Consider the following 23,964-nt stretch of genomic DNA (forward strand, 5'->3'; position numbering starts at 1 on the left):
CAGGGGGGGACTGGTCCGGTGTCGGCCCGCATGTCAGCCCCCGCTGGATCGGCAGTCAGGAGCCCGCTGTGCGGCGTCGACGGGCAGCGGCCGCGGTTCTGCTGGCACTGGCGCTGCTCCACCTCGTCGCCCCGCAGCGAGCGGGGTTCGTGGAGCCGCCGCCGGACCGGGGCACGGCGGCGTCCGCCGCGGTGGCCGGGCTGGCCGGGCTGGCCGGGCTGGCCGGGCTGGCCGGGCTGGCCGGGGCACCGGGCCCGTGCGACGAGGACCCCGTGCTCCGGCCGGCCGCCGCCCGGTCGCCGAGGAGCGCGGGATCGGCCGGTCCTGGGGACGACCTCCCGGTGAGCGCCCCCGCGCGGGCTCGATCAGCGGGGCAGGACGGCACGACCGACCGACCGCCGGGGCGTGAGCGCGCCGCGGGAGCCGACGAAGCCGTCCGGGGCGTGCCCGCGTTGCAGACGTTCCGCTGCTGAGCAACGACATCACCGACGAGGCCTGCGCCGCGTGGGCCGGGTACTGCCCCGTGCCGCGGTGTCCAGCAGGCCTTCGCGTGTCCGCAGTCAGACGACACAGGAGGCAGGCGAGTGTCCAGCAAGCGCATAGACGTTGTCGCACCGGGAGAGCTCGGTGCGGACGACCGGAAGATCTGGCGGGAGATCAGGGCGGCCTCAGGAGCCCCGGCGAATCCCTTCATGGATCCCGCGTTCACCGCGGCCGTCGGGGCGGTCAGGGCACAGGCCCGCGTGGCGGTGCTGCGGGAGGACGGGTCACCGGTCGGGTACTTCCCGCACGAGCGGGGTTTGGCGGGGCGCGGGCGGGCCATCGGCCTGGGGGTGTCGGACAGCCAGGGTGCCGTGCTGGGCCGGGGCATCCGTCTCGACGCCCGCGCGCTGCTGCGGGCCTGCGACCTGTCGTCCTTCGAGTTCGACAATCTGGAAGCGGGCCAGGACCTGTTCTCGGCGCACTCAACCGAGGAGCTGGCCTCTCCAGTCGTCGACCTCGGCGGCGGCTTCGAGCGGTACGCGCAGGACCTGCGGCGCCGCTCGCCGGGCTTCTGCAAACAGACCTTCGCCAAGGAGCGGAGGCTGTCCCGTCAGGTCGGCGCGGTCCGCTTCGTGTTCGACGACCCGGATCCGGGTGCGTTGCGGACGCTCATGCGGTGGAAGTCCGCGCAGTACCGGCGGACGGGCCGGCGGGACCGGTTCGCGCAGGCGTGGATCATCCGGCTGGTGGACCTGCTGGCGAGAGGCGAGGACCCCGAGTGCCGCGGTGTGCTGTCCGTGCTCTACGCCGCCGACCGACCGGTGGCGGCCCACTTCGGGCTGCGCTCGCCCACGGTCCTGTCCTGGTGGTTCCCGGCGTACGACCCGGCGTTCGGCAAGTACTCCCCCGGGGTCCTGCTCCAGTTGCGGATGCTGGAGGCGGCGGCCGCCGAGGGGATCGGGACGGTGGACCTGGGCAGCGGGCCGGCGCGCTACAAGGAGTCGTTCAAGACGGGTGACCTGAGGGTGTACGAGGGCGCCGTGGTGCGTCCGGGTCCGGGCGGTGCCCTCCAACGGCTGGGGCGGGAGCCGGTGCGTGCCGCTCGCCGTTTCGTACGGGACCGGCCGCGCATGGCCCGCGCCGCCGCGCGCACGCTGGAAGGGCTGGGCCGGTTGCGCGAGCGCTGAAACGGCCTCCGGGGCGACGAGCACAGCTCCCATGGGGCAGCCGTGGCGGGAGCTGTGCTCCGTCCCGGGATCAGCCGACGGGCGGCATGTCGGTGGACGCCGAGTCGAGGCCCGCCCGGCGCTCACGCCAGGCGCCCCTGGTGAAGTCGGGGATCTCCACCGGACGGCCGCCCCTGGCCAGCGACTTCACGCTCAAAGGGACGGGCGAGCACCAGGCCGCCGAGTCGTAGACGTCGATGTCCGGCACCAGCCCCGCGCGCATGGACTGGACGATGCGCCACTGCAGCACGTAGTCCATGCCGCCGTGGCCGCCGTTGTTGGCCGCGTCGTCGCCGACCTTCTGCCAGAGCCAGTGGTCGTACTCCTTGCGGTATCCCTCGAAGTCCCGCCAGGTGTGGCCGCTGTGGTCCGGTTCGACGTAGATCCGGGCGCCGGTCGGGGCGGGTCCGGCGTAGTCCTCGACGATGCCGCGGCTGCCGGCGAGGGTGTTGATCCGGCTGTAGGGACGGGGCGAGCTCACGTCGTGCTCGGCGCGGATCGTCCTGCCCTTCGCCGTTTCGATCATGCAGGTGACCAGGTCCCCGTTGATGTACTTCTCCTTCCAGGACGGGTGGTCCCTCGGGACGAAGCGTGCGCGGTAGTCGGCCAGGCCCTTCGGGGCGGTCGAGGTGGCGCTCAGGGTGGTCATGCGGTCGCCGCGGTTGACGTCCATGGCGGCCGCGATGGGGGCCAGGCCGTGCATGGGGTAGAAGGACGCGGTGCTGCGGGTGTGCCACAGGCGTCGCCAGGAGTCGGTGTAGTAGGTGTCGGAGAAGAGGAGTTCGCGCAGGTCGTGCAGGTAGCCGCCGTGGCCGTTGGTGATGTCCCCGAACAGGCCGTCGTGCGCGGCCTTGAGCATGGCCAGTTCGTTGCGGCCGTAGTTGCAGTTCTCGGACAGGATCAGGTGCCTGCGGGTGCGCTCCGAGGTGTCGACCAGGTCCCACAGTTCGCGCAGTTCCGTCGCGACGGGCAGTTCCACGACGGCGTGCCTGCCGCTGAGCAGCGCCGCCCTGCCCTGCTCGTAGTGGAACTCCCAGGGCGTGGCGATGTAGACGAGGTCGATGTCGTCGCGCCCGAGCATCCTGGCGTAGGAGTCCGCGGAGCCGCCGTACTCGGCGGGGCGCGGGTGGCCCTTGCTCTCCAGGCGGTCGGCGGCGCGCTCGGCCCGGTCGGCGCGGATGTCGCAGACGGCGGTCACGGTGCAGCCGGGTACGGCCGCCCAGCCGGTGATCATGCCGCCGCCCCGGTTGCCCAGGCCGATGACGCCGACGCGGACTGTTCTGTGGGCGGCGAACGGGACGCCGATCATCGATTTCTGGCCGTGTCCGCGGCGGGGGGCCGGCTCGGCCGCGGCCACGGACGGGGCCGACGCGGTCATCCCGGCCGCGAGTGCGCCGGTGGCGACGGCACCACCCAGGAGGAGTCGGCGTGAGACAGCGGGCGTTTCGGACATGACGGCAACACTCCTCGTGGGCGGTCGGCATCACGGTCGGGGCACTGTCGGGCGTTGTCGAGCGCGGTCGAGCACGGACGGACCGTCGCGGCATCGGGTCGTCGGACCGTCGAACGCTTTCGGGGCATGACTCTGCGGCCTCAGCCGATACATGTCAATACGTGCTCGATGCAAAGCCGTTCCGAGCAGTTCCGCGCACCGATGGGCGTTACATTCCGCCCTGGACGACACCGCGCGTCGAGAGCGTGACGGGGTCCCCGTTCCTGAAGTCGCCCGGCGGAATGCCCGGATGGTGACCGTCGCTCGGGGGCGGAGCCTGGTCCCGCGGCCCCAGGGTGAGCCGGGAGACGATGCGGTAGCGGTCACCGCGGTAGAGGGAGTGCACGTACTCGACCGGACGCCCGCGGGTGTCCGAGGTCAGGCGCTCGAAGAGCAGCGCCGGGGACAGCTCCGGCACGTCGAGCAGGTCGGCCTCGGCACGGGTGACCACGGTGGGCTCGATCGACTGCACTGCCTCGCTGACCCGGACGCCGTGCCGCCCGCTCAGGTGCTCGTACAGGTCACCCTCCTCCAGTTCCTCACTGGTCAGGTCGGCCACCAGGTCGGCCGGCACGTGAAGGTACTCGATGGCCATGGGCGAGCCGTCGACCAGCCGCAAGCGCGCCACGTAGTGGATCCGGGCGGCCGGCGACATGCGCAGCTTGCGGCCCACCCGGGCGCCCGCGGGCAGCGTCCGGACCTCCAGGAGTCTGCTGGTCCAGGCGCCCGCGGCCTGCGGGAGACTGAAGGCCCGCCGGTCCGAGACCAGTTCCTGGGTGATCTTCTCGGCGGCGACGAACATGCCCCGGCCGTGCTCGCGCACGAGCAGCCCGGCGACCACCAGTTCGTCCACCGCGGCGCGCAGGGTGGGGCGCGACACCCCGAGCCGGGCGCACAGGGTGCGCTCGGAGGGGATCGCGTCCCCCGGGTTCCGCTCCTCGATGAGCTCCCGGATCGCGTCGCGTACGCGTTCGCGCTTGAGCACCGCACCGGAGGCGGCGGCGTCGATCTCCATGCAGTACTCCCGTAACTGGTCTGCTGGTCAACTGAGTTTACCTGTGCACATCGGTCACGAACCAGCCACACCGACCACGGTTCGGCCGAAACCCCGCTCGTACGCGGGGGGTTGACGACCTCATTGGTCCATGCCACCTTCGACCAACGCCGACTGGTCAACCACTGACGCCTCTACTGGTAAAGCGCGGGTACGTCGTTCCTCCCAGCTCGTCCCTCCAGCCCTCCCAGAGGTGAACCGTGAAGTACCGCTCGCTCGCCCTGCTCTCCGCGCTGGTACTCAGCGCCTCGCTCGCCGCCTGCTCGTCGTCGGACGACTCGGACGACGCCGGCGGCAGGACCACCCTCGACGTGTGGCTCATGCGCGACAGCGTCTCGGCCGACTTCCGGAAGGAGTTCGAGACCGGCTTCGAAAAATCCCATCCCGGGATCGACCTCAAGATACAGATCCAGGAGTGGGAGGGCATCGGCGAGAAGGTCACCGCATCCCTGGCCAGCAACGACGCGCCCGACGTCATCGAGGTCGGCAACACCCAGGTCGCCCAGTACGCGCAGAGCGGCGGCCTCACCGACTTCTCGGACCGGGTGGACGAGCTCGGCGGGAGCGACTGGCTCGAAGGGCTCGCGGAGCCCGGCTCGTACGACGGCAAGCAGTACGGCATCCCGTACTACGCCGCCAACCGGGTGGTCATCCACCGCACCGACCTGTTCGAGAAGGCAGGCGTGGACCCGGCCGGGATCAGGACCCGTGAGCAGTGGATCGCCGCCACCCGCAAGCTCGATCGGGGCGGCACCCAGGGCATCTACCTCCCCGGCCAGAACTGGTACGTCCTCGCCGGCTTCGTCTGGGACGAGGGCGGTGACCTCGCGGTGGAGTCCGGCGGCAAGTGGAAGGGCGGCCTCGACAGTCCCGAGGCGCTGCGGGCCATGGACTTCTACCGGCGCCTCCAAGCGCTCGGCAAGGGCCCCAAGGACTCGGACGATGCCCGGCCGCCACAGGCCGAGGTGATGGCGAAGGGGCAGGTCGCCCAGCTCATCGCCGTCCCCGGCGGAGCCGAGGTCATCGAGGAGAAGAACCCGGAACTCAAGGGGAAGCTGGGTTTCTTCCCGATCCCCGGCAAGACCGCCGGGGAACCGGGCGCCGTCTTCACCGGCGGCAGCGACCTGGTCGTCCCCGCCGTCGCCGCGCACCAGGAGGAAGCGTTCGCCTTCATCCGGGAACTGACCGGGGACGCCTGGCAGAAGAGACTCGCCGTCGCCATGAGCTACGTACCGAACAAGACCACCCTCGCGGGTGCCGTCTCCGCCGACCCCGGCACCGCGGCCATGGCGGCCGGCGCCGCCAACGGGCACGCCACGCCCAACACCCCGCAATGGGCGGCGGTCGAGGCGAGGAACCCGATCAAGGAATACATGACGGCCGTACTGACCGGTGGGGACGCCCAGTCGGAGGCGGCCGAGGCGTCCCGCACGATCACCGACACCCTCAACAGCGATTCCTGACCGCGACCGGTCCCGACACTCCGAGGAGGTGGCATCGTGTCGACCGTCCGCGACAGGAGCGTGCCGCGCACCGGCCGCCGCCAGGCGCCGCCCGCCCCCGGGCGCGCCGTTCGGCGCGGCGGGACCGGGCGGGGAGCCCTCTGGCCGTACCTGCTGATCGCGCCCGCCGTGCTGGGCATGCTCTACCTGCTGGTCTATCCGCTGGCCCGCGCCGTGCTCATCTCCTTCCAGGACTTCCGGCTGCGCCAGCTGATCCTGGGCGACGCGGAGTTCGTGGGACTGCGCAACTACCGCACTCTGCTGGGTGATCCGCAGTTCTGGGAGGTGGTGCGCCGCACCTTCGTGTTCATGGCCGTCAACGTGGTCGCGATCATGGTGCTGTCCACGCTGGTCGCGCTGATGACCGAGCGGCTGGACCGGGTGGCCAGGACCGTGGTCCTCAGCTCGCTGGTGCTGGTCTGGGCAGTGCCCGTGGTGGCGGCAACGACCGTCTTCCGGTGGCTGTTCCACTCCGAGTTCGGCATCGTCAACGAGACATTGACCGGCTTCGGCCTCGACTCCTACGAGAGCTACCCGTGGCTGGCGCACGGCGGGACCGCGTTCGCCATCATCGTGGTCCTGATCGTCTGGCAGTCCGTGCCCTTCGCCGCGATCACGCTGTACTCGGCCCTGGTCACGGTGCCGGCCGAACTCCACGAGTCGGCACGGATCGACGGGGCGGGCGGCGTGCGTGTCTTCCGCTCGGTGACGTTCCCGCTGATCCGGCCGATCTTCATGCTGGTGCTGTCGCTGGAGGTGATCTGGACCTTCAAGGCGTTCGTGCAGATCTGGGTGATGACCCGCGGTGGACCGGGCGAAGCCACCACGATCCTGCCGGTGTACGCCGTGCAGACGGCGCTGGCGGGTCAGCGCTACGACCTGGGCTCGGCCGCCTCGATGCTGACGGTGCTGCTGATGAGCGGCGTCCTCGTCCTCTACTTCCGCCAACTGTTCCGCCAGGAGGGTGAGCAGCTGTGAGGACCTCGCGCCCCACGACGCTCCGCGCCGTCCGACGCCTCCCGCTCGACGCCGCCGCCGCGCTCACCGTACTGATCTGCCTGTTCCCCGTGTACTGGATGGTCACGACGGCGTTCAAACCATCCCCCGACATCCAGTCGTACGACCCCCGCCCGCTCCCCCGCGCCTGGACGCTCGACCACTTCAGGACGGCGATCGCCGCCGACGGCTTCGCGCTCTTCTGGCGCAACAGCATCCTGGTCACCATCAGCGCGGTGCTGCTCGCCCTGCTGGTCGCCCTCGGCGCCGCCTACGCCGTGGCCCGGATGCGGTGGCGCGGGCGCCGCCAGTTCGTGTTGGCGGTGTTCATCGCTCAGATGGCGCCCTGGGAGTCCCTGATCATCCCGGTCTACATCATCTCCCGGGACACCGGCATGCTCGACCGGCTGCCGACGCTGACGCTGATCTACTTCATGATCACGCTGCCGTTCACGGTCGTGGTGCTGCGCGGTTTCATCGCCGGCATCCCTCCCGAGCTGGAGGAGGCCGCGCAGGTCGACGGCTGCACCCGGGCCGGCGCCTTCCGCAGGGTCGCCTTCCCGCTGCTGGCGCCCGGTCTCATGGCGACCTCGCTGTTCGGCTTCATCACCGCCTGGAACGAGTTCACCTACGCCAACTTCCTCATCATCAAGCAGCAGGACAGCCGCACGCTCCCGGTCTGGCTCTCGTCCTTCCAGTCGACGTTCGGCACCGACTGGGGAGCCACCATGGCGGCCTCCACCCTCTTCGCCCTGCCCGCGCTGGTCGTCTTCCTCGTGCTGCAGCGCCAGGTGACCGCCGGGCTCGCCTCGGGAGGCGTCAAGGGCTGACCGCGTACGCCGCTCCCCCCCCACCCGCCGTGCACCGCCCCGACCAACGGAGCCGTCCCGTGGACCTGCCACGCCCCGAACTCGCCCTGGTCCCCCGTCCCCGCCGCCTCTCCACCCGTGCCGGACGCTTCCGGCTGGACGACACGACCCACCTGCGGGTGACGCCGGGAGCCGAACCGGCCGCGGCCCTGCTGCGCACGCTCGTCGCCCCGGCCACGGGGCTGCGGCTGGACACCGCACCGGACGGCGCCTTCGTCCTCGCCCTCGACCCCGCCCTGACCGGCCTCGGCGACGAGGGCTACGGCCTGACCGTCAGCCCGCGGGGCGCCCTGCTGCGCGCCGCCCGCCCCGCCGGGCTGCTGCGCGGCGTGCAGACACTGCGGCAACTGCTGCCCTACGAGGCCCTGTCCCGGTTTCCGGTGCGCGGCGTGCCGTGGGACCTGCCCGCCGTGGAGATCACCGACGTTCCCCGCCACGCCTGGCGCGGCTCCATGCTCGACGTCGCCCGGCACTTCCAGCCGGTGTCCTACCTGCGGCGCTACGTCGACCTGCTGGCGCTGCACAAGCTGAACGTCTTCCACCTCCACCTCACCGACGACCAGGGCTGGCGGATGCCGGTGACCGCCCACCCGCGGCTCACCGAGGTCGGCGGATGGCGGGCGCAGTCGATGGCCGGCCCGGCCGGCAGCGACCGGTTCGACGGTGTGCCGCACGGCGGGGCGTACACCCGTGCCGAGCTGGGGGAACTGGTGGCGTACGCGGCCGATCGCGGAGTGACGGTCCTTCCGGAGACCGGCGTGCCCGGGCACGTGCGCGCGGCCCTCGCGGCCCATCCCGAGCTGGGCACGGACCCCACGCGCCGGCTGGACGTGTGGACGCACTGGGGCGTGTGCGAGAACGTCCTCGGCACCGACGACCACGTCCTGGACTTCTTCCGCACCGTGCTGGACGAGGTGATGGACGTCTTCCCCTCGCCGTACGTCCACCTCGGGGGCGACGAGTGCCCCACCACCGAGTGGGAGCGGAGCCCGGCGGCACGGGCCCGCGCCGCCCGCGAAGGGCTGCCCGGCCCGCGTGCGCTGCACCCCTGGTTCATCGGGCGCATGGCCGAACACGTGGTGCGTGGGGGCCGCCGGCCGGTCGTCTGGGCCGAGGACGGCGTCCTCCCACCCATGGAGTGCACGGTGATGGGCTGGCGCGAACCGGGGCACGCCCGCGCGGCGGCGGAGCGCGGTCACCGGGTCGTCCAGGCCGACCACCGGGCGACCTACTTCGACTACGCGCGCGGCGACGGACCGGAGGAACCGCCCGCCCAGCCCGGTGGGATCGTCGATCTGCGCGCGGTGTACGACGTGGACCTCGCGCCGCCCACGCCGGACCCGGAGGTCGCGGCGCGGGTGCTGGGCGCGCAGGGCCAGCTGTGGACGGAGTTCGTGCCGACGTCCGAGCACATCGAGTACCTGACCTATCCCCGGCTGTGCGCGCTCGCCGAGCGGGTCTGGGACGGCACGTCCGGCTGGGGGGACTTCAGCACCCGGTTGGCAGGCCACCGGGCCCGGCTGGACGCTCTGGAGGTCGCGCACGCCCACCCGCCGGCCGGCGTCCCCGTGCCGCCGCGAGTGGGTGGCGTCCACTGAGCACTCACAGACGCTCCCCCACGCCCCGCACCCTCGCCGACGCCCCCGCAAATACACGGGAGCCCAACCGAAAGGACCTCGCATGAGTACCCGACCCCCCGCCGGCCGCGCCCGCCTGGCGCTCGCCCTCGCGGCTCTCCTGGGCGGCGGTGCCCTGACCGCCCTCCCCGCCCAGGCCGCTCCCGCGGCCGACGGCCTCACCGTCCGATACCGCACCAGCGCGGGCGGCGCCACCGCCGACCAGACGGAGCCCTGGCTCAAGGTCCGCAACTCCGGCTCCTCCACGGTGCGGCTCAGTCAGGTGAAGATCCGCTACTACTTCAAGTCGGACTCACCGAACGCCTCCTACCGCTTCGCCTGCTCCTGGGCGGTGCGGGGCTGTTCCGTCGTCACCGGCACGTTCGGCACCCTGAGCAACCCCACCGCGAACGCCGACCGCTACCTGGAGATCGGTTTCACCCCGGCGGCCGGAACACTGGCGCCCGGCGCGGACACGGGTGACATGCAGTTGCGCTTCCACCAGAGCAGTTGGCAGCCGGTCCGGCAGAGCGACGACTACTCGTTCGACGGCGCGCGGACCTCGTACGCCGACTGGGACAAGGTCACCGCCCAGCTCGCCGGCACCACGGTGTGGGGGACGGCACCGGAAGGCAACGACCCGACCGATCCGCCCGACCCGACGGACCCGCCCGGCGACGGACGGACCCTCTTCGACGACTTCGACTACAGCTCGCACACCGACCCCGACATCGCCGCACACGGCTGGAGCATCCGCGCCAACTCCGGCGGGCCGGGCGTCCCCGGGGCCACCTGGGACCCGTCCAAGGTCACCTTCGTCTCCGCCGGGGGCAACTCGGTGATGAACCTGGAGACGTCCACAGCGGGCACCGGCGCGTCCACGACCCACACCGAGGTCCTCACCAAGGCCATGAAGTTCAAGAACGGCACCTACGCGGCCCGCGTGAGGTTCTCCGACGCCCCGAAGTCGGGGCCCGACGGGGACCACCTGGTGCAGACGTTCTTCACCATCAACGACCTCAAGGCTCCGATGGCCGACGACTACGCCGAGTACGACTTCGAGTACCTGCCGAACGGCGGGTGGGGCGAGCCGTCGAACATCCTGTACACGACCTCCTGGGAGACCTACGCCCCCGACCCCTGGCAGGCCGTCAACCAGCACTCGGAGCAGCGCGTCAGCTACGAGGGCTGGCACGACCTCGTCGTCACCATCGACGACAGCGCCATCACGTACTACGTGGACGGGCAGCACTTCGGCACGCACGACGCGCGCTACCTGCCCGAGCGGCCGATGTCGATCAACTTCAACCAGTGGCTGATCGACCTGAACGGCCAGACCTCGACTACTCCGCGCGCCTACGACCAGCAGGTCGACTACGTCCTGCACGTCAAGGACCAGGTGCTCACCCCGGCCCAGGTCGCGGCGAAGGTCGCCGGGTACCGCGGCGCCGGTACGGCGTTCGTCGACGAGGTCCCCGCGCCGTGATCCCGCGCTGATCCCCGGCGGGGACGGTCAGAACAACCGCTCCTGGGCTGGGGCGGGCCGTCCTCGCCGGTTCCGGCGCGGGGCCGGCCGTACGGGCGCCGTCTCACCGAACAGGGGCGCGGTGCCGTACTCGTCCGGCTCGGCGGGCACGGTCGCGGGCCCGGTGCCCACGTTGAGGACCAGCGGCGCTTCCCGGTCGAAGTCACCGGGTGTCATCGCCACCCACTCACGCTCGTGCCGCTCTCCCACGCACCGACACCTCCCTCGCTCCGGCCGCCGCGACCACGCGACGCTACCAGCACCCGACCGGCCCCGTGATCACGGCTCCCGCCCGGCTCGCCCACCGCGGCCGCGGTCCGACCGGCCTGTCGATCGGTCACCCGACCGGCGGACGGCGGCGGCCCGAGGTCGCGGCCCGCCGGGACGGCGCGCTGCGCGGCGGCCCGTGCGGGGCACACACTGAGGGCATGGGTTCCCTCGATCCGGCGACGGTGTCACGACGATTTCCGGACGGGCCGGTGAGCGTGGCCTCGGCCCGTCGCTTCGTGCGAGCCGCGCTGGACGACGCCGCCTCCGATCTGGTGGACACGGCTCAGCTCCTGGTCAGCGAGCTGGTCACCAACGCGGTGCTGCACGCGCGCACCGAGGCCGAGGTGACGGTGTCCCGCCTCGACGGCCGGGTGCGGGTGCGCGTCGCCGACCGGCGGCCGGGCCGCGGACTGGTGCCGCAGAACTGCCCGCCGTACGCCGGTACGGGGCAGGGGCTGGCCCTGGTGGAACAGTTGGCGTCGCGGTACGGGGTCGACGTCGGCGACGAGGGCAAGACGGTGTGGTTCGAACTGTGGCCGGACGGTCCGCCCCCGCCGTCGTCCGGGTGGGAGCCCGCGGTGGCGCCGTGCCCCGCCGAGCGGACGGTGACGCTCATCGACGTACCGAGTGCCCTCGAGTCGACGTGCCGGCAGCACCGGCACGCCGTCCTGCGGGAACTGACCCTGGTGGCGTCCGGGGGCGGTCCGGGGGTGCCGCCCGAGGACCTCGCCGCCGCCAACGACGTCAACAACGTGATCAGCGCCTGTCTGACGGCCGCGCCCCGGGAGCCGCTTTCCGACTCCGGCCTGCGTTCCCTGCTCCTGTCGCTGCCGGCCGACGCGGCACCCGCAGTCCGGGCGCTGCGCCGGACACTCGGTCTGGCCGAGGAGGCGGCGCGTGAGGAGCTGCTGCTCACGCTGCCCGCCCTGCCGCGTTGCCGGGTGTTCCAGGACTGGTTCTTCGACCAGATCGTCGACCAGTTGGACGGCGGCGGGCCCACCGCCTGGTCCGTGATGCCCCGCGATCCGGAGGTCAGCTCCGACGAACTGGTCCCGTGGGACCCCGATCAGGTGCGGACCAGCCGTGTCCCGACCATCGCGGCCGACGAGGGCAATCGGATCATCGCGGCGAACGGGCCGGCGGCGGATCTGCTGGGCTGGGTTCCGGACGACCTGGTCGGGCGCCGTCTCACCACGCTCATTCCCGAGCATCTGCGCCGTCGGCACACGGCGGCGTTCAGCTCGATGCTGCTGACGGGCCGTACCCGCATCGTGGGCCGCTCCGTGCCGCTCCCGGCACGCCACCGTGACGGCGGGGTGGTTCCGGTGCGGCTGTTCATCCAGACGCAGGAGACGGCCGACGGCCGCACCGTCTTCGTCGCCCAGCTCGCACCGCGGGCCACCACGTCCCTCGACGGGCCGAGGACGGTCGGCAGCGCCCGCGGCACGGTCCGGTCGGCCCCCGGGGACGTTCCGGCGAACGTGTGGCCGGGCGGCCCCGGCCCGGGAACGGAGGGCGACGAAGGCGCCGCCATGTCCGCACTCGACCGGCTCTCCCTCCTGGCCGAGCTGGGGTCCCGGTTCAGCGACGCCTTGGACCTGGACGAGGGCCTGCAGCACGCCGGGCGGCTGCTGACGCGGCGGCTGGCCGACTGGTGCGTGCTGGACCTGTTCACCGAGCACGACCAGGTGGAGCGGGCCTGTGTCGTCCATCGTGACCCCCGCGGCCTGCGCCCCACCGCGTACGAGGGCATGCTCCCGGCCGTCTCCGAGGAGTCGCGCGGTCCGCTCGCCCGGGTGCTGCGCGGCGCGGGTCCGCTGCTGCTCTCCGAGACACCGTCGCCCGGTCAGGCCGACAACGCGCTGGACCGCAACTACCGCGAACTCTTCCACGGGCTGGGTGCGGGCAGCGCCGTGGTCGCTCCGCTGCGGGCCCGGCGCAAGATCTTCGGTGCCCTGACCCTCGCCCGTACACCCGGCCAGCAGCCCTTCACCGAGGAGGACCTGCCCCTGGTCGACGACCTGGTGCACAGCCTTGCGCTCGGGGTGGACAACGCCCGTCTGTACCAGGACACCCGCTCCATCGCCGAGCGGCTGCAGCGCTCCCTGCTGCCGGTGCTGCCACGGGTCGACGGACTGGAGCTGGCCGCCCGCTACGCCGCCTCATCGACAACGGCGCAGGTCGGCGGGGACTGGTACGACAGTTTCGTCGTGCCCGGTGGGGACACCGCCCTGGTGATCGGTGACGTCACGGGGCACAACCTCGACGCGGCCATCGCCATGAGCCAGTTGCGCAGCATGCTCCGCGGCATCGCGGTGGACCGTGAGGAGCCTCCCGCGGAGGTCCTGCACCGCCTGGACCTGGCGAACCACAGCCTGCACCGGGAGGCCACCGCCACGTGCGTCTACGGCCTGCTCAAGGGCCGCGCGCCGGGTCCCTGGGAGCTGCTGCACTCCTCGGCCGGTCATCTGCCGCCACTGCTGACCACGGCCGAGGGCGAGACCCGCTTTCTGGACGAGGGAGCGGGCCTGCTCCTCGGCGTGGACCCGGACGTGCCCCGCCGCACGGCACGCCACCCGCTGCCGGCCCGCTCGACGCTCCTGCTGTACACGGACGGTCTCGTCGAACGCCGGAACGAACCGTTGGACGAGGCGCTGGGCCGGCTGCGACGGCACGCCGCCGATCTGGCGTGCGAGTCCCTCGACACGTTCTGCGACGAGCTGATGATCGGTTTGGGGGCGGACAGCGCCGACGACATCGCCCTGCTCGCCGTCCGCCCCTCGTGACCGCGCCTGCCGGGCGTCAGCCCGTACGGTGCCCCGCGAGCAGGTCCGCGATCCGCTCGTGCAGCTGCTCCGGAACCCGCACCGCCCAGCGGCCGGTGGCCTCGGCGCTCAGCTCCCGGCTCCACTGCCAGCTGTCGCGGGCCGCCGTGCGCAGCTCGCCCTCGCGTGCGGCGGCGGTGGTGGCGGTGTAGCGGTCGACGTCGGCGGCGAGCAGGTCGTTCTCCAGGGCCCTGCTGGGGGTCAGCCAGTGGGCGGTGGAGTCGCGCAGGAGCCGGCACAGCTTGAGCTGCAGCGGCGCGACGACGGCGTGCAACAGGGCGTGGGCGCGGGCAACTTCGCCCCGGGCCAGGACGTGGGCCAGCATCAGCGTCCAGTTGGCGAGTTCGTCGCAGAGCTGCTGGGCGGTGCCGACGGGCTCCGGCGGGCGGAACCCGGCCAGGCGGCGGGCGGCCCGGGTGAGGCGGCCGGTGCGGTCCAGGAGGACGGCGGCCTCGGGACGGGGCAGGTGGACCACGCCCTCCCAGGTCGGAACCTCCTCGATGCCCTCGCCGGCCGGCGTGATGTGGAACTCGCCGCGCATCAGGTCGTCGAAGACGACCGCGAGGATGCCGTACATGTTGGTGTACGCCAGCTCGAGCGGGGCGAGCTGTTCGAGGAACGCCCGGGCGTCGAAGTCGTCTAGGTGCTTGTCCTCGACGTACAGGTACGCCTCGATGTCGGAGTGGGCGTCGGCCTCGCCGACCGTCCAGGAACCGTAGAGGAGGACGCCTTCGAGACGGGGTTCCGACTCGGCGAGCCGGCGCAGGCGGGCGATGCGGTCGTCGAGGGCGGGGGAGGCGGAGCGAACGGACATGGGTGACTGTCTCCTGGTTGAGCGCGCGGGCGCGACGGATCGACGCCCGGCATGTGCGGGGCGGGTGGCTGCGGACCGTGCGGTCGGTTCAGGAGACGCCCATGGCGGGGAGTGTACGCGGTGCCTGTGGACGGGGTGACGATCGGGAAACGGGGGTCGGGGCGTTCCATGAGGCCGCCCGGCCCCGACGCGCGGCGGCGCCCGATGCCCGCGCGGCGAGCAGCCGCACGCTCCGCCACCTCGTACACCGCCCCTGCTCGGCGGTCAGTCGGCGCTGGGTCAGGGTGGCGAGGCCCTTGGCGATGCCGTTGCGCTGGATCTACGACGTGCCGGTCAGGACCCGGAGCATGCGCAGCTTGCGGAAGAGGCACTCGATCTCGTGCCCCTGGGTCGGTCCGTCCTTGCCGTGGATCTGCACCGCCTGGTCCAGCAGGCGGAAGGCCGACTCGGCGACGATGATCAACGGAGTTCGCGTCTTCTCCGGGGTCGACGGTCGGGGCGGGACCTTAGTGCGCGGGGTCGGGCCGTCGGGTGCCGCCGGCTCTGCCCGTTCGGGCATCGCCTCGTGCCTCGGGGCCTCCTGACACCCGTGGAGCGGGGGTGTTGAGTTCCGTCCGTGAGCATCACGTCCCGGCGGGCGGCCGGGTGAACGACGAACGGCCGAGCGTGGTGGAGGCCGCCGGGGAGACGGACGGCGAACGCCCAAAAGCGCGGCCCGAGCAGCAGGAGCGGGCGGGGAGACGCCGACGCCGCGGCCCCGGCCCCTTCACGTTGCTGCTCCTGCCGGGTCTGGTGACCGTCACCGGCGTGGCCACGTTCCTGGCACTGACGGGCGGCCTGCCTACGCCGTGGCCCGAGGACGCGGAGCCGGAGAAGGCGGCGGCGGTCGACATCGACCCGTCCTACGTGCCCTGGCTGCGCAAGGCGGCCTCGGCCTGCACGGTTCTGGAACCGTCCGTGCTCGCCGCGCAGATCGACCAGCTCTCCGGCTGGAGCGACGACACCGACGAGCTCTCGGGCCAGAAGGGCATCGCCGCCTTCACCGACAGCGAGTGGCGGACCTGGGGCCGGGACGACGACGGCAACGGACACTCCTCGCCCCGCGACCCGGCGGACGCCATCATGGCGCTCGGCCGACAGGACTGCTCCCTGGCCGAGGAGGTGACCGAGCTGCGCACCGAGGGCAGGGCCAACGGCGACCTCGTCGACCTGACCCTCGCCGCGTACGCGGAGGGACCGGAGGCCGTGACGAAGGCGGGGCGTGTCCCGCCGACGGCCGAGACCTACCTCGCCGAGGTGGAGGCGCTGGTCCCGCGCTACGAGGCCCTCGACCGGGCCGACGCCGCCGGCGGTGCGGGCGGCGCCGCCGGAGCGCTCCTCGCCGCCCCGGTGAGCCCGCTCACCATCACCTCGCCCTTCGGCTCGAGGGAGCACCCGCTGACCGGCGTGACCAAGCTGCACACCGGCGTGGATTTCGCCGCGCCCCAGGGGACGCAGGTCGCCGCCGCCCGGGCGGGCCGCGTGGTGTTCGCCGCGTCGACCGCCGCATACGGCAACCGCGTGGTGATCGACCACGGGAGCATCCAGGGAAAGCGGCTGGAGACGACCTACAGTCACCTGTCATCCCTGGAAACCGTCGTGGGCGGGACCGTGGAGGCGGGGGCGACGATCGGCCGGGTGGGCTCGACCGGCCTGTCCACCGGCCCCCACCTGCACTTCGAAGTCGTCCTCGACGGCTACTACACCGATCCGCGCCCCTGGCTGGCCCCCGGCGGTTAGGGCAGGTGTCGCCCCACCGGACACCGCCGCGCGCGTTTGATCCGCCGGATACCGTTCAGGGTGACAGTATGACCGAGTCGAAGCGCGAGACAGAGCGAAAGTACGAGCCGTCCTCCCCCGGCGTCGACGGACTGCCGGACCTCAGCGGTGCCGGGCCCGTGGCCTCGGTCACCGCGGCCGGGGTCGAGGAGCTGGACGCGGTGTACCACGACACCGCCGACCTGCGGCTGGCCGGTTCTTCGGCGACGTTGCGCCGCCGCACGGGCGGGCCGGACGCCGGCTGGCACCTGAAGCTGCCGCTCACCGGGGACACCCGGGAGGAGATGCGGGCGCCCTTGTCGGACGACGTGCCGGAGGCGCTGCGCGAGCTGCTCCTGTCCCGCACCCTGGGTGCGCGGCTGCGTCCGGTGGTGCGGATCCGGTCGACCCGTGCGGTGCGGCACCTGCGGGACGCCGAGGGCGCGGTGCTGGCGGAGCTGAGCTTCGACGAGGTTCGCGCGGACTCACTGCTGCCCGGCGGCGGCCGTGCCGAGTGGCGGGAAGTGGAGGTCGAACTCGCCGACGGGGTGCGGGCCGAACTGCTCGACACCGTGGAGAAGAGGTTCCGCAAGAAGGGGATCACCCGGGCGGACAGCCCTTCGAAGTTCGTCCGGGCGCTGCGCGACACCGGAGCCGCGGCGGAAGGCGCGCGGAAGTCCGCGCATGCCGCCTCGACGGCTCCCGGTTCCCCCGGCCGGTACGTGCTCGCGTACCTGGAGCAGCAGGTCGCCACGCTGGTGGCCCTGGATCCGGCGGCCCGGCGTGATCTGCCCGACGGGGTGCACCGGATGCGTGTCACCTGTCGTCGTCTGCGCAGTTGCCTGCGCTCCTACCGCTCGGTGCTGGACCGGCGGGTCACCGATCCGGTACGCGCGGAACTGAAGTGGCTGGCCGGTGAACTGGGAGTGGCGCGGGATCAGGAGGTGCTGCGCGAGCGTCTGGGCGCCGGGCTCGCCGGGCTGCCCGGCGACCTGGTGCTCGGTCCGGCCGCCGCCCGGCTGCGGGTGTGGGACGTGTCGCGGGGCGACGAGAGCAGGGCGCACGTCCGCGAGGCCCTGGGTTCGGACCGCTATCTGCGTCTCCTGGACGCACTGGACGGTCTGCTCCGACAGCCGCCCCTGCGCGCCGGGGCCGCGGGCAAGCCCGCCCGGACGATGGCCAAGGGGGTGCTGAAGGAGTACGACCGCCTGGCCGGACACGTGGAACACGCGCTGGGACTGCCGCCGGGGCCGTCCCGGGACGCGGCGCTGCACCAGGCGCGCAAGGAGGCGAAGAAGGTGCGCTACGCCGCGGAGGTCGCGCGTCCGGTGCTCGGCAAGCCCGTCAAGCGCCTCGGCAAGCGCACCAAGGCGGTCCAGCAACTGCTGGGCGACCACCAGGACTCCGTCGTTGCCCAGGAGACACTGCGGGAACTGGCGGTGACCGCACACGCCGCGGGAGAGACCTCGTTCACCTGGGGTGTGCTGCTCGGCCAGGAACGGGCGGGGGCCCGCGCGCGTGAGGAGGAGCTGCCGTCGGTGTGGCGTACGGCGTCGGATCCCGCGCTCCGGTCCGCTCTGGCGCAGTGAACGCGGCGCGGCACGGGCCGACCGCGCCGCCGGGAACCGGGCCGGACGGCGGCGTTCTCCCGCCCCGGTGCCGATGGCACTCGGGTCGGCGTCCTGGCGGTCGGCTCCTCCGGTACCGTCCTTCCGCTCAGGCCGCCCGCGCCCGGACCCGCGCCGCGCGTGCGGGCGTGGGTGCGGGCGTGGGTGCGGGTTCCGCCGTCCCGGCCCGGACGGCGGTGACGCGGTGGGTGGTCCGGGCCGGGTCGGTCAGCGGCTCGCCCAGGGCGATCCGGCCGGCGGCGTGCAGCCTGTCGCACTCGGCGGTGGGCAGCGCCACGTAGCAGCCGCCCCGGCCGGTGGTCGAGTCCAGTGGCCGCCAGTAGCTGTATCTGCGCCGTCCGCCCTCGCGCACGGTCACGAACACTGGGGTACGCGCGTCGGCGACGATGCGCAGGACCTCGGCCTCGGCGGCGCTGAGCGGGCCGCACTGGCGGGGCCCGCGGCGACGGGTCGCCCGTGGGTCGGCGGTTGGCGCGTGAACGGCGGTAAGCGGCATCGGCTGCGGCCTTTCCGGAACAGGGGACTCGAGACCGCCTACCCGCTCCGGCCGGTGTTGATCTCGCTTGCCCGCATTGTTGTGCACGGCACTGACAATGGGGGCCCGCACCGCCGGAAGAACCACGGGTCAGGCCCTTGATGGGGCCACGTGGCGCAGCGGGTGGGGGTTGAGACGGGCGAAGCCCTCCTGTCGTTCGTACGGGAAGTACGGGTAGGGAGCCGTCCTGGCGCTCGCCGCGTCGAGCCCGGCCACCTGCTCCTCGGTCAGGCTCCAGCCGACGGCGCCGAGGTTCTGCCGCAACTGCTCCTCGTTGCGGGCGCCGATGATGACCGAGGAGACGGTCGGGCGGCGCAGCAGCCAGTTGATCGCGATCTGCGGCACGGTGCGGCCGGTCTCCTCGGCTATGGCGTCCAGGGCGTCGACCACCCGGTACAGGAGTTCGTCCGGCACGGGCGGCCCGTAGTCGGCGGTGGCGTGCAGCCGGCTGCCTGCCGGGAGCGGGGTGCCGCGGCGGATACAGCCGGTGAGCCGGCCCCAGCCGAGCGGGCTCCAGACCACGGCACCGACGCCCTGGTCGAGACCGAGCGGCATCAGCTCCCACTCGTAGTCCCGGCCGACGAGGGAGTAGTAGACCTGGTGTGCCGCGTAGCGCTGGTGTCCGTGGGTGTCGGCGTCGGCCAGGGACTTCATCAGCTGCCAGCCGCTGAAGTTCGAGACCCCGGTGTAGCGGAGCTTGCCGGCCCGCACGAGGTCGTCGAGGGTGGCGAGCACTTCCTCGACCGGTGTCCCCGCGTCGAAGGCGTGCAGTTGGAAGAGGTCGATGTGGTCCGTGCCGAGGCGGCGCAGGGCCCCGTCGACAGCGGTGATCAGGCGTGCGCGTGAGGTGCCCGCGTCGGCGGGGCCGTCGCCCGTGGGCAGTCCCGCCTTGGTGGAGATGATCACCTGGTCGCGCCGGCCCCGGATCGCGGCGCCGAGCACCTCCTCGGACGCTCCGCCGGAGTAGACGTCGGCGGTGTCGAACATGGTTACCCCCGCCTCCAGGCAGATGTCCACCAGCCGGCGGGCCTCCGCAGCGTCCGTGGTGCCCCAGGCTCCGAAGAGCTCACCCCGGCCGCCGAAGGTGCCCGCGCCGAAGCTCAGCGCCGGGACCATGAGCCCGGAGGCCCCCAGTCTCCTGAATTCCATGACCGTTCCCCTTTGTCGGGCCGTCTCCGACCGTGGCGACGGTGTGCGTCGTGCGGCGGGCGGCAATCCTTAACGGGCCGATCGTCCCGTTAAGATACTGAGAGACTAACAGGGACGAGCAACTAATGGCACCGGAGTACCGTTATGACGCCTGAAGCCGTGAGCCCGGGCACCGTACGCCCCGGAGGGCGGACCGCGCGCGTGCGCTCCGCCGTCCTGCGGGCCGCGGGCGACGCGCTGGCCGAGCACGGGCTGGCCGGCCTCGACCTGGCCGACGTGGCCCTGCGCGCGGAGGTCGGCAGGACCACGGTCTACCGCCGCTGGGGGACCCCGGTCGGTCTCGTCGCCGACCTGCTCGCCGACATGGCGGAGCAGTCACTCCCCCGCACGGAGACCGGCACCCTCCTCGGCGACCTGCGCGCGAACGCCCGTCTCGTGCAGCGCACCCTGGCCGACCCGCGCCAGGGCGCGCTCTTCAAGTCGGTGATCGCCGCCGCGACCTGCGACACCCAGGCGGCTGCCGCCCTCCACCGGTTCTACGAGATCCGGGTCTCGGAGTGGGAACCCTGCGCCCGGCAGGCCGTCGAGCGGGGCGAACTGCCCGAGGGCACCGACACGCGCGAGGTGATCCGTGCCGTCTCCGCACCCCTGTACTACCGCCTGCTCACCACCGCCGAGCCGCTCGACGAGGCGGCCGCGGACCGTGCCGCCGACGCCGCGGCCGCCGCGGCACGGGCGGGCGCCTTCGTCGGACCGGCGCGCTGAGGGGTCGCCGGGGCAGCCGACGGACACCGGAAATCCGCCATTGCCGCCGGGGCGTCCGACCGACGGTCCGGTGCGGGACGGCACAGGCCGGGCCCGTGTCCTGTCATGGGCGAACACCGACCGCCACACGGCGTGAAGACGCCGTCACGTGCCCTTCACCGAACACACACTTCCGGCCGACCCGCGTTCTCCGCGGTCCGTACGGTGCAGACGGTGCGCCGGGGCCGTGCCTAGTCTCCCGGGCCATGCGATCCACACGAACGAGACGCTTCGGTCTCGCCACGGTCATCACCCTCGCCCTCACCCTGTTCGGCCTGGCACCCTCCGCGAGCGCGGCCGACCCCGCCCCGGCCGAGCTGACGTTCACCACCGACGCGGCGACCACCCAGCCGGGTGGCACGGTGAACCTGTCGATGACCGTCAAGAACAACAAGACGTACGACATCTGGTTCGTGTACCAGACGATCGACCCGACCTGGCTGACCACCCAGCGGCCCGACCTCAAGTACGCCTTCACCGCGTGCAGCCTGGCCTCGGAGACCAGCGCGGTCCCGTGCTCCGGCACCGGACCCGCCGACCTCGGCACCAACTACGGCGCCACCGTTCCGCCCGGCCAGAGCCGTACCGTCACCCTGACCCTCCAGGTCGCCGCGGACTCCGGCTGCAACGGCAACATCGGCTTCTACTCGTACTTCTACGCCGAGTTCAGCGACAGCACGAGCGTCAACGGCGGCCCGGTGTACACGCCCGAGACCCGCGTCCTGTGCGCCTGACCCCACACCTGAGCGCACCCTGACCACCGACGGCGGCCGGCCCGGCAGTCCGGCCGCCGCCGGCGCGACCGCGTTCACATTGACTTGAACTCGCTCCGCCCCCGGCCGACGCACTGGTCGAGACCACTGACGGCCACACTCCACGGAGGCGGCCATTCCGCCGCCACCGCTTTCCGGCACTCGGCAGCGCACGGGCCCGACGGCACGATCCGCCGCGCTGCGCCCGGTGTTCGCCACACGCCCGGGTCCCTGCCTGTCCCGGGCAAATGGACACATGCTCTTTTCCGTCAAGTTCCGCGACGGGCACACAAAAGCTCCACACACGCATCACTATGTGATCCGACGGAAACGTCGACGACCGGCGTCTCAGGGGGGCGGCGGCGTGGTCACGGGGTGGGGCGGGCTCCGGCAGGAGCCAGGTCACCCCTGCCCGGGGGAGGGAATCTCACCGCATGAAGCGGACCATACGCACCACGGCGCTCGCGGCGGGCGCGCTGATCGCGTCGCTCGGTCTACCGGCCGGGCCGGTCCACGCCGACGCACCGGCCCCGCGCATCGACCTGCGGGTGCTGGTCGTGAGCGACGGAGGGCCGGCCACCGACGCCATCGCCGCCGAACTGGAGACCGCGGGCACGCCGTACACCGAGGTCGACCTGCGGGACGCCGGCCGGCCCGTGATCGACGCCGGGTTCCTCGCGGACACCGTGGACGGACGACCGCGCGCCAGGTACCAGGCCGTCGTCCTGCCCAACGACAACCCCTTCCCGGCGGGCTCCGCCGAGATGACCGCGCTCGCCGACTACGAGCGGACGTACGCGATCCCGCAGGTCGACGCCTACACCTACGCACGGCCCGAGGTCGGGCTCCAGCCCGCCGTCGGCGCCGGGTACGCCGGGGGCGTCGACGGCGTCCGGGCCGAGGTGACACAGGCGGGGCTGGTCGGCCCCTTCGGGTATCTGGACGGAGCCGTTTCGTTCGAGGACAACTCCCCCACCGTGGACGAGTCCTACGCCTACCTCTCCACACCCGCGCCGGGTGCCGACTTCGTGCCCTACGTCCAGGCGGCCATCCCGGGCCGGGCGACGAAGGGCTCCTTGGTGGGCGAGTACCGGCACGACGGGCGGCGCGAACTCGTCGTCACCTTCGTCTACAACCGGCACCAGCAGCAGTTCCGGCTGCTCGCCCGAGGCATCGTGGAGTGGATGACCGGCGGGGTCCACCTCGGCGCCGACCGCAACTACTTCGCCGTGCACGTCGACGACGTCTTCGCGGCCGACGACCGCTGGGACACCGAGCTCAACTGCACGCCGGGGGACGTGGACTGCCCGCCGGGCGAGGGGACACCCGACCCCATCCGCATGGTCCCGGCCGATGTCGACCACGCCACCGCCTGGCAGGACAGCCGGGACTTCACACTCGACCTGGCTTACAACGGCTCCGGCAGCGTCGACCACCGCCAGGACAACGGCGGCGCGGACCCGCTCACCGACAAGCTGATCGCCGACCGGAGCCGGTTCCGCTGGATCAATCACACCTACACGCATGCCTTCCTGGGCTGCCGGCAGGACACGGTCGTCGTCCCTTGGAAGTGCGCGACCAATGCCGACGGCAGCACCCAGTGGATGAGCCGGAGCGAGATCGCCGACGAGATCGCCACGAACCGGGTCTGGGGCGAGAGCGCCGGGCTGCCGTTGGAGAACGATGAGTTGGTGACCGGCGAGCACTCCGGTCTGAAGGTCGCCCCGCAGCAGCCCGAGGACAACCCCAACCTGGGCCCCGCTCTCACGGACATCGGCATCGCCTGGCTCGCCTCGGACAACTCCCGCGACCCCGTGCAGCGGCAGGTCGGCAGCGCCACGACGGTCTCCCGCTACCCGATGAACGTCTTCTACAACGCGGGCCGGGCGGCCGAGCAGGTCGACGAGTACAACTGGATCTACACCGGCCGCGCCCAGGGCGGCAGCGGGATCTGCGAGGACAATCCCGCCACGTCCACCTGCCTGGCCGCACCACTGGACCCGGCCACGGGCTACGCCGAGCACATCGTGCCGCTGGAGACGCGCATCGCGCTCGGACACGTCCTGTCCAACGACCCCAGACCGCACTTCATCCACCAGTCCAACCTCGCCGAGGACCGCATCGCCTACCCCGTCCTGGACGGCGTACTGGAGGGCTACAACGGCCTGTTCGCCGACAGCGCCCCCGTGGTGAACCTCCGCATGGCGGACATCGGCGCCGAGATGCAGCGCCGCGCCGCCTGGCGGAGCGCGGTCGACGCCGGCCGCGTCACCGCCTACCGCGTCGGTGACGCCGTCACCGTGCGGGCGCCGGACGGCGTGGCCGTGACGGCGACGATGCCCGTCGGCACCCGCCAGGGCGACACGGACTTCGGCGACGCCTACGCCGGCACGCTCTCCGGCTGGACGCCCGCACCCGGCGGGACACTCGCCCTCACCCTGCCGCCCTCGGCCGCCGTTCCCGGCGCACCGGCCGGCTCCACGGTCGACACGGAACCCGTCGTGACCACCGCACCCCGCACCCGGGTGCCGGCCGGCGTGACCGAACCGGTGCCGTACGGCGCGGAACGCTGAGCACCGCACCACCACTCAAGGCCAGCGCACCCACCCAAGGCCCGCACACCCACC

General features: G+C 72.5%; 20 protein-coding genes. 13 read left to right on the forward strand and 7 right to left on the reverse strand.

What is annotated here, in order from left to right:
* Positions 1–68: 68 nt before the first annotated feature.
* Positions 69–473 (forward strand): hypothetical protein, encoded by a 405-nt coding sequence (locus IE142_RS08755; RefSeq protein WP_191885160.1) that lies wholly within the window; start codon positions 69–71, stop codon positions 471–473.
* A 111-nt stretch (positions 474–584) separates the two neighbouring features.
* Positions 585–1,670, forward strand: a complete 1,086-nt coding sequence (locus IE142_RS08760) for a GNAT family N-acetyltransferase (RefSeq protein ID WP_191885161.1) — start codon at positions 585–587, stop codon at positions 1,668–1,670.
* 70 nt (positions 1,671–1,740) lie between these two features.
* On the opposite strand, the gene IE142_RS08765 is transcribed toward IE142_RS08760, so the two are convergent.
* Both IE142_RS08765 and IE142_RS08770 read right to left on the reverse strand, forming a co-directional pair.
* Positions 1,741–3,162: a Gfo/Idh/MocA family protein gene (locus IE142_RS08765; protein ID WP_191885162.1), complete on the reverse strand. Its 1,422-nt coding sequence runs from the start codon at positions 3,160–3,162 to the stop codon at positions 1,741–1,743.
* A gap of 208 nt (positions 3,163–3,370) precedes the next feature.
* A complete protein-coding gene (locus tag IE142_RS08770) occupies positions 3,371–4,216 on the reverse strand; it encodes a GntR family transcriptional regulator (RefSeq protein WP_191885163.1) in 846 nt (281 codons plus the stop codon).
* A 239-nt stretch (positions 4,217–4,455) separates the two neighbouring features.
* Here IE142_RS08770 and IE142_RS08775 point away from each other — a divergent pair, with 239 nt between their 5' ends.
* The 5 genes from IE142_RS08775 (at position 4,456) to IE142_RS08795 (ending at position 10,724) form a co-directional block, all read left to right on the forward strand.
* Positions 4,456–5,718, forward strand: a complete 1,263-nt coding sequence (locus tag IE142_RS08775; protein ID WP_191885164.1) for an extracellular solute-binding protein — start codon at positions 4,456–4,458, stop codon at positions 5,716–5,718.
* Positions 5,719–5,754: 36 nt separating this feature from the next.
* A complete protein-coding gene (locus IE142_RS08780; RefSeq protein ID WP_191885165.1) occupies positions 5,755–6,735 on the forward strand; it encodes a carbohydrate ABC transporter permease in 981 nt (326 codons plus the stop codon).
* Positions 6,732–7,583 (forward strand): carbohydrate ABC transporter permease, encoded by an 852-nt coding sequence (locus IE142_RS08785; RefSeq protein WP_191885166.1) that lies wholly within the window; start codon positions 6,732–6,734, stop codon positions 7,581–7,583. The genes IE142_RS08780 and IE142_RS08785 overlap by 4 nt, the downstream gene beginning before the upstream one ends.
* Positions 7,584–7,642: 59 nt before the next feature.
* Positions 7,643–9,220 (forward strand): beta-N-acetylhexosaminidase, encoded by a 1,578-nt coding sequence (locus tag IE142_RS08790; protein ID WP_191885167.1) that lies wholly within the window; start codon positions 7,643–7,645, stop codon positions 9,218–9,220.
* Positions 9,221–9,302: 82 nt separating this feature from the next.
* Complete coding sequence (locus IE142_RS08795; protein ID WP_191885168.1) at positions 9,303–10,724, forward strand: cellulose binding domain-containing protein; 1,422 nt, start codon at positions 9,303–9,305, stop codon at positions 10,722–10,724.
* 27 nt (positions 10,725–10,751) lie between these two features.
* On the opposite strand, the gene IE142_RS08800 is transcribed toward IE142_RS08795, so the two are convergent.
* Positions 10,752–10,973, reverse strand: a complete 222-nt coding sequence (locus IE142_RS08800) for a hypothetical protein (protein ID WP_191885169.1) — start codon at positions 10,971–10,973, stop codon at positions 10,752–10,754.
* Between the two features lie 218 nt (positions 10,974–11,191).
* Between IE142_RS08800 and IE142_RS08805 the strand changes: the two genes are divergently transcribed.
* Positions 11,192–13,819 (forward strand): SpoIIE family protein phosphatase, encoded by a 2,628-nt coding sequence (locus IE142_RS08805; protein WP_191885497.1) that lies wholly within the window; start codon positions 11,192–11,194, stop codon positions 13,817–13,819.
* 16 nt (positions 13,820–13,835) lie between these two features.
* On the opposite strand, the gene IE142_RS08810 is transcribed toward IE142_RS08805, so the two are convergent.
* Together IE142_RS08810 and IE142_RS36465 are read right to left on the reverse strand one after the other, a co-directional pair.
* Entirely contained in the window at positions 13,836–14,672 is an 837-nt protein-coding gene (locus tag IE142_RS08810; protein WP_191885170.1) for a nucleotidyltransferase family protein, read from the reverse strand.
* A gap of 319 nt (positions 14,673–14,991) precedes the next feature.
* Positions 14,992–15,231: an acyl-CoA dehydrogenase family protein gene (locus IE142_RS36465; protein ID WP_229830301.1), complete on the reverse strand. Its 240-nt coding sequence runs from the start codon at positions 15,229–15,231 to the stop codon at positions 14,992–14,994.
* A gap of 86 nt (positions 15,232–15,317) precedes the next feature.
* Here IE142_RS36465 and IE142_RS08820 point away from each other — a divergent pair, with 86 nt between their 5' ends.
* Together IE142_RS08820 and IE142_RS08825 are read left to right on the forward strand one after the other, a co-directional pair.
* Positions 15,318–16,451 carry a M23 family metallopeptidase gene (locus IE142_RS08820; RefSeq protein ID WP_191885498.1) on the forward strand — a complete coding sequence of 378 codons (1,134 nt, stop codon included), beginning with the start codon at positions 15,318–15,320 and terminating at the stop codon, positions 16,449–16,451.
* Between the two features lie 68 nt (positions 16,452–16,519).
* Positions 16,520–18,058: a CYTH and CHAD domain-containing protein gene (locus IE142_RS08825; RefSeq protein WP_191885171.1), complete on the forward strand. Its 1,539-nt coding sequence runs from the start codon at positions 16,520–16,522 to the stop codon at positions 18,056–18,058.
* Positions 18,059–18,185: 127 nt separating this feature from the next.
* On the opposite strand, the gene IE142_RS08830 is transcribed toward IE142_RS08825, so the two are convergent.
* Together IE142_RS08830 and IE142_RS08835 are read right to left on the reverse strand one after the other, a co-directional pair.
* Complete coding sequence (locus IE142_RS08830; protein ID WP_191885172.1) at positions 18,186–18,593, reverse strand: hypothetical protein; 408 nt, start codon at positions 18,591–18,593, stop codon at positions 18,186–18,188.
* A gap of 129 nt (positions 18,594–18,722) precedes the next feature.
* Entirely contained in the window at positions 18,723–19,781 is a 1,059-nt protein-coding gene (locus IE142_RS08835; RefSeq protein ID WP_191885173.1) for an aldo/keto reductase, read from the reverse strand.
* A 144-nt stretch (positions 19,782–19,925) separates the two neighbouring features.
* Here IE142_RS08835 and IE142_RS08840 point away from each other — a divergent pair, with 144 nt between their 5' ends.
* The 3 genes from IE142_RS08840 (at position 19,926) to IE142_RS08850 (ending at position 23,910) form a co-directional block, all read left to right on the forward strand.
* Positions 19,926–20,546, forward strand: coding sequence for a TetR/AcrR family transcriptional regulator (locus IE142_RS08840; protein WP_191885174.1), 621 nt, complete (start codon positions 19,926–19,928; stop codon positions 20,544–20,546).
* Between the two features lie 245 nt (positions 20,547–20,791).
* Positions 20,792–21,319, forward strand: a complete 528-nt coding sequence (locus tag IE142_RS08845; protein ID WP_191885175.1) for a COG1361 family protein — start codon at positions 20,792–20,794, stop codon at positions 21,317–21,319.
* Between the two features lie 452 nt (positions 21,320–21,771).
* Positions 21,772–23,910 carry a hypothetical protein gene (locus tag IE142_RS08850; protein WP_191885176.1) on the forward strand — a complete coding sequence of 713 codons (2,139 nt, stop codon included), beginning with the start codon at positions 21,772–21,774 and terminating at the stop codon, positions 23,908–23,910.
* Positions 23,911–23,964 lie beyond the last annotated feature (54 nt).

The sequence above is a fragment of the Streptomyces mutabilis genome (genome assembly GCF_014649815.1).
GTDB classification, from domain to species: Bacteria; Actinomycetota; Actinomycetes; order Streptomycetales; family Streptomycetaceae; genus Streptomyces; species Streptomyces mutabilis.

Excerpts from the sequence above, each read along its gene's own strand:
- IE142_RS08795 (WP_191885168.1), top strand. The coding sequence starts at position 9,303 with ATGAGTACCCGACCCCCCGCCGGCCGCGCCCGCCTGGCGCTCGCCCTC.
- IE142_RS08845 (WP_191885175.1), top strand. The coding sequence starts at position 20,792 with ATGCGATCCACACGAACGAGACGCTTCGGTCTCGCCACGGTCATCACC.
- IE142_RS08765 (WP_191885162.1), bottom strand. The coding sequence starts at position 3,162 with ATGTCCGAAACGCCCGCTGTCTCACGCCGACTCCTCCTGGGTGGTGCC.
- IE142_RS08835 (WP_191885173.1), bottom strand. The coding sequence starts at position 19,781 with ATGGAATTCAGGAGACTGGGGGCCTCCGGGCTCATGGTCCCGGCGCTG.
- IE142_RS08825 (WP_191885171.1), top strand. The coding sequence starts at position 16,520 with ATGACCGAGTCGAAGCGCGAGACAGAGCGAAAGTACGAGCCGTCCTCC.
- IE142_RS36465 (WP_229830301.1), bottom strand. The coding sequence starts at position 15,231 with ATGCCCGAACGGGCAGAGCCGGCGGCACCCGACGGCCCGACCCCGCGC.
- IE142_RS08850 (WP_191885176.1), top strand. The coding sequence starts at position 21,772 with ATGAAGCGGACCATACGCACCACGGCGCTCGCGGCGGGCGCGCTGATC.
- IE142_RS08830 (WP_191885172.1), bottom strand. The coding sequence starts at position 18,593 with ATGCCGCTTACCGCCGTTCACGCGCCAACCGCCGACCCACGGGCGACC.
- IE142_RS08805 (WP_191885497.1), top strand. The coding sequence starts at position 11,192 with ATGGGTTCCCTCGATCCGGCGACGGTGTCACGACGATTTCCGGACGGG.
- IE142_RS08840 (WP_191885174.1), top strand. The coding sequence starts at position 19,926 with ATGACGCCTGAAGCCGTGAGCCCGGGCACCGTACGCCCCGGAGGGCGG.
- IE142_RS08810 (WP_191885170.1), bottom strand. The coding sequence starts at position 14,672 with ATGTCCGTTCGCTCCGCCTCCCCCGCCCTCGACGACCGCATCGCCCGC.
- IE142_RS08770 (WP_191885163.1), bottom strand. The coding sequence starts at position 4,216 with ATGGAGATCGACGCCGCCGCCTCCGGTGCGGTGCTCAAGCGCGAACGC.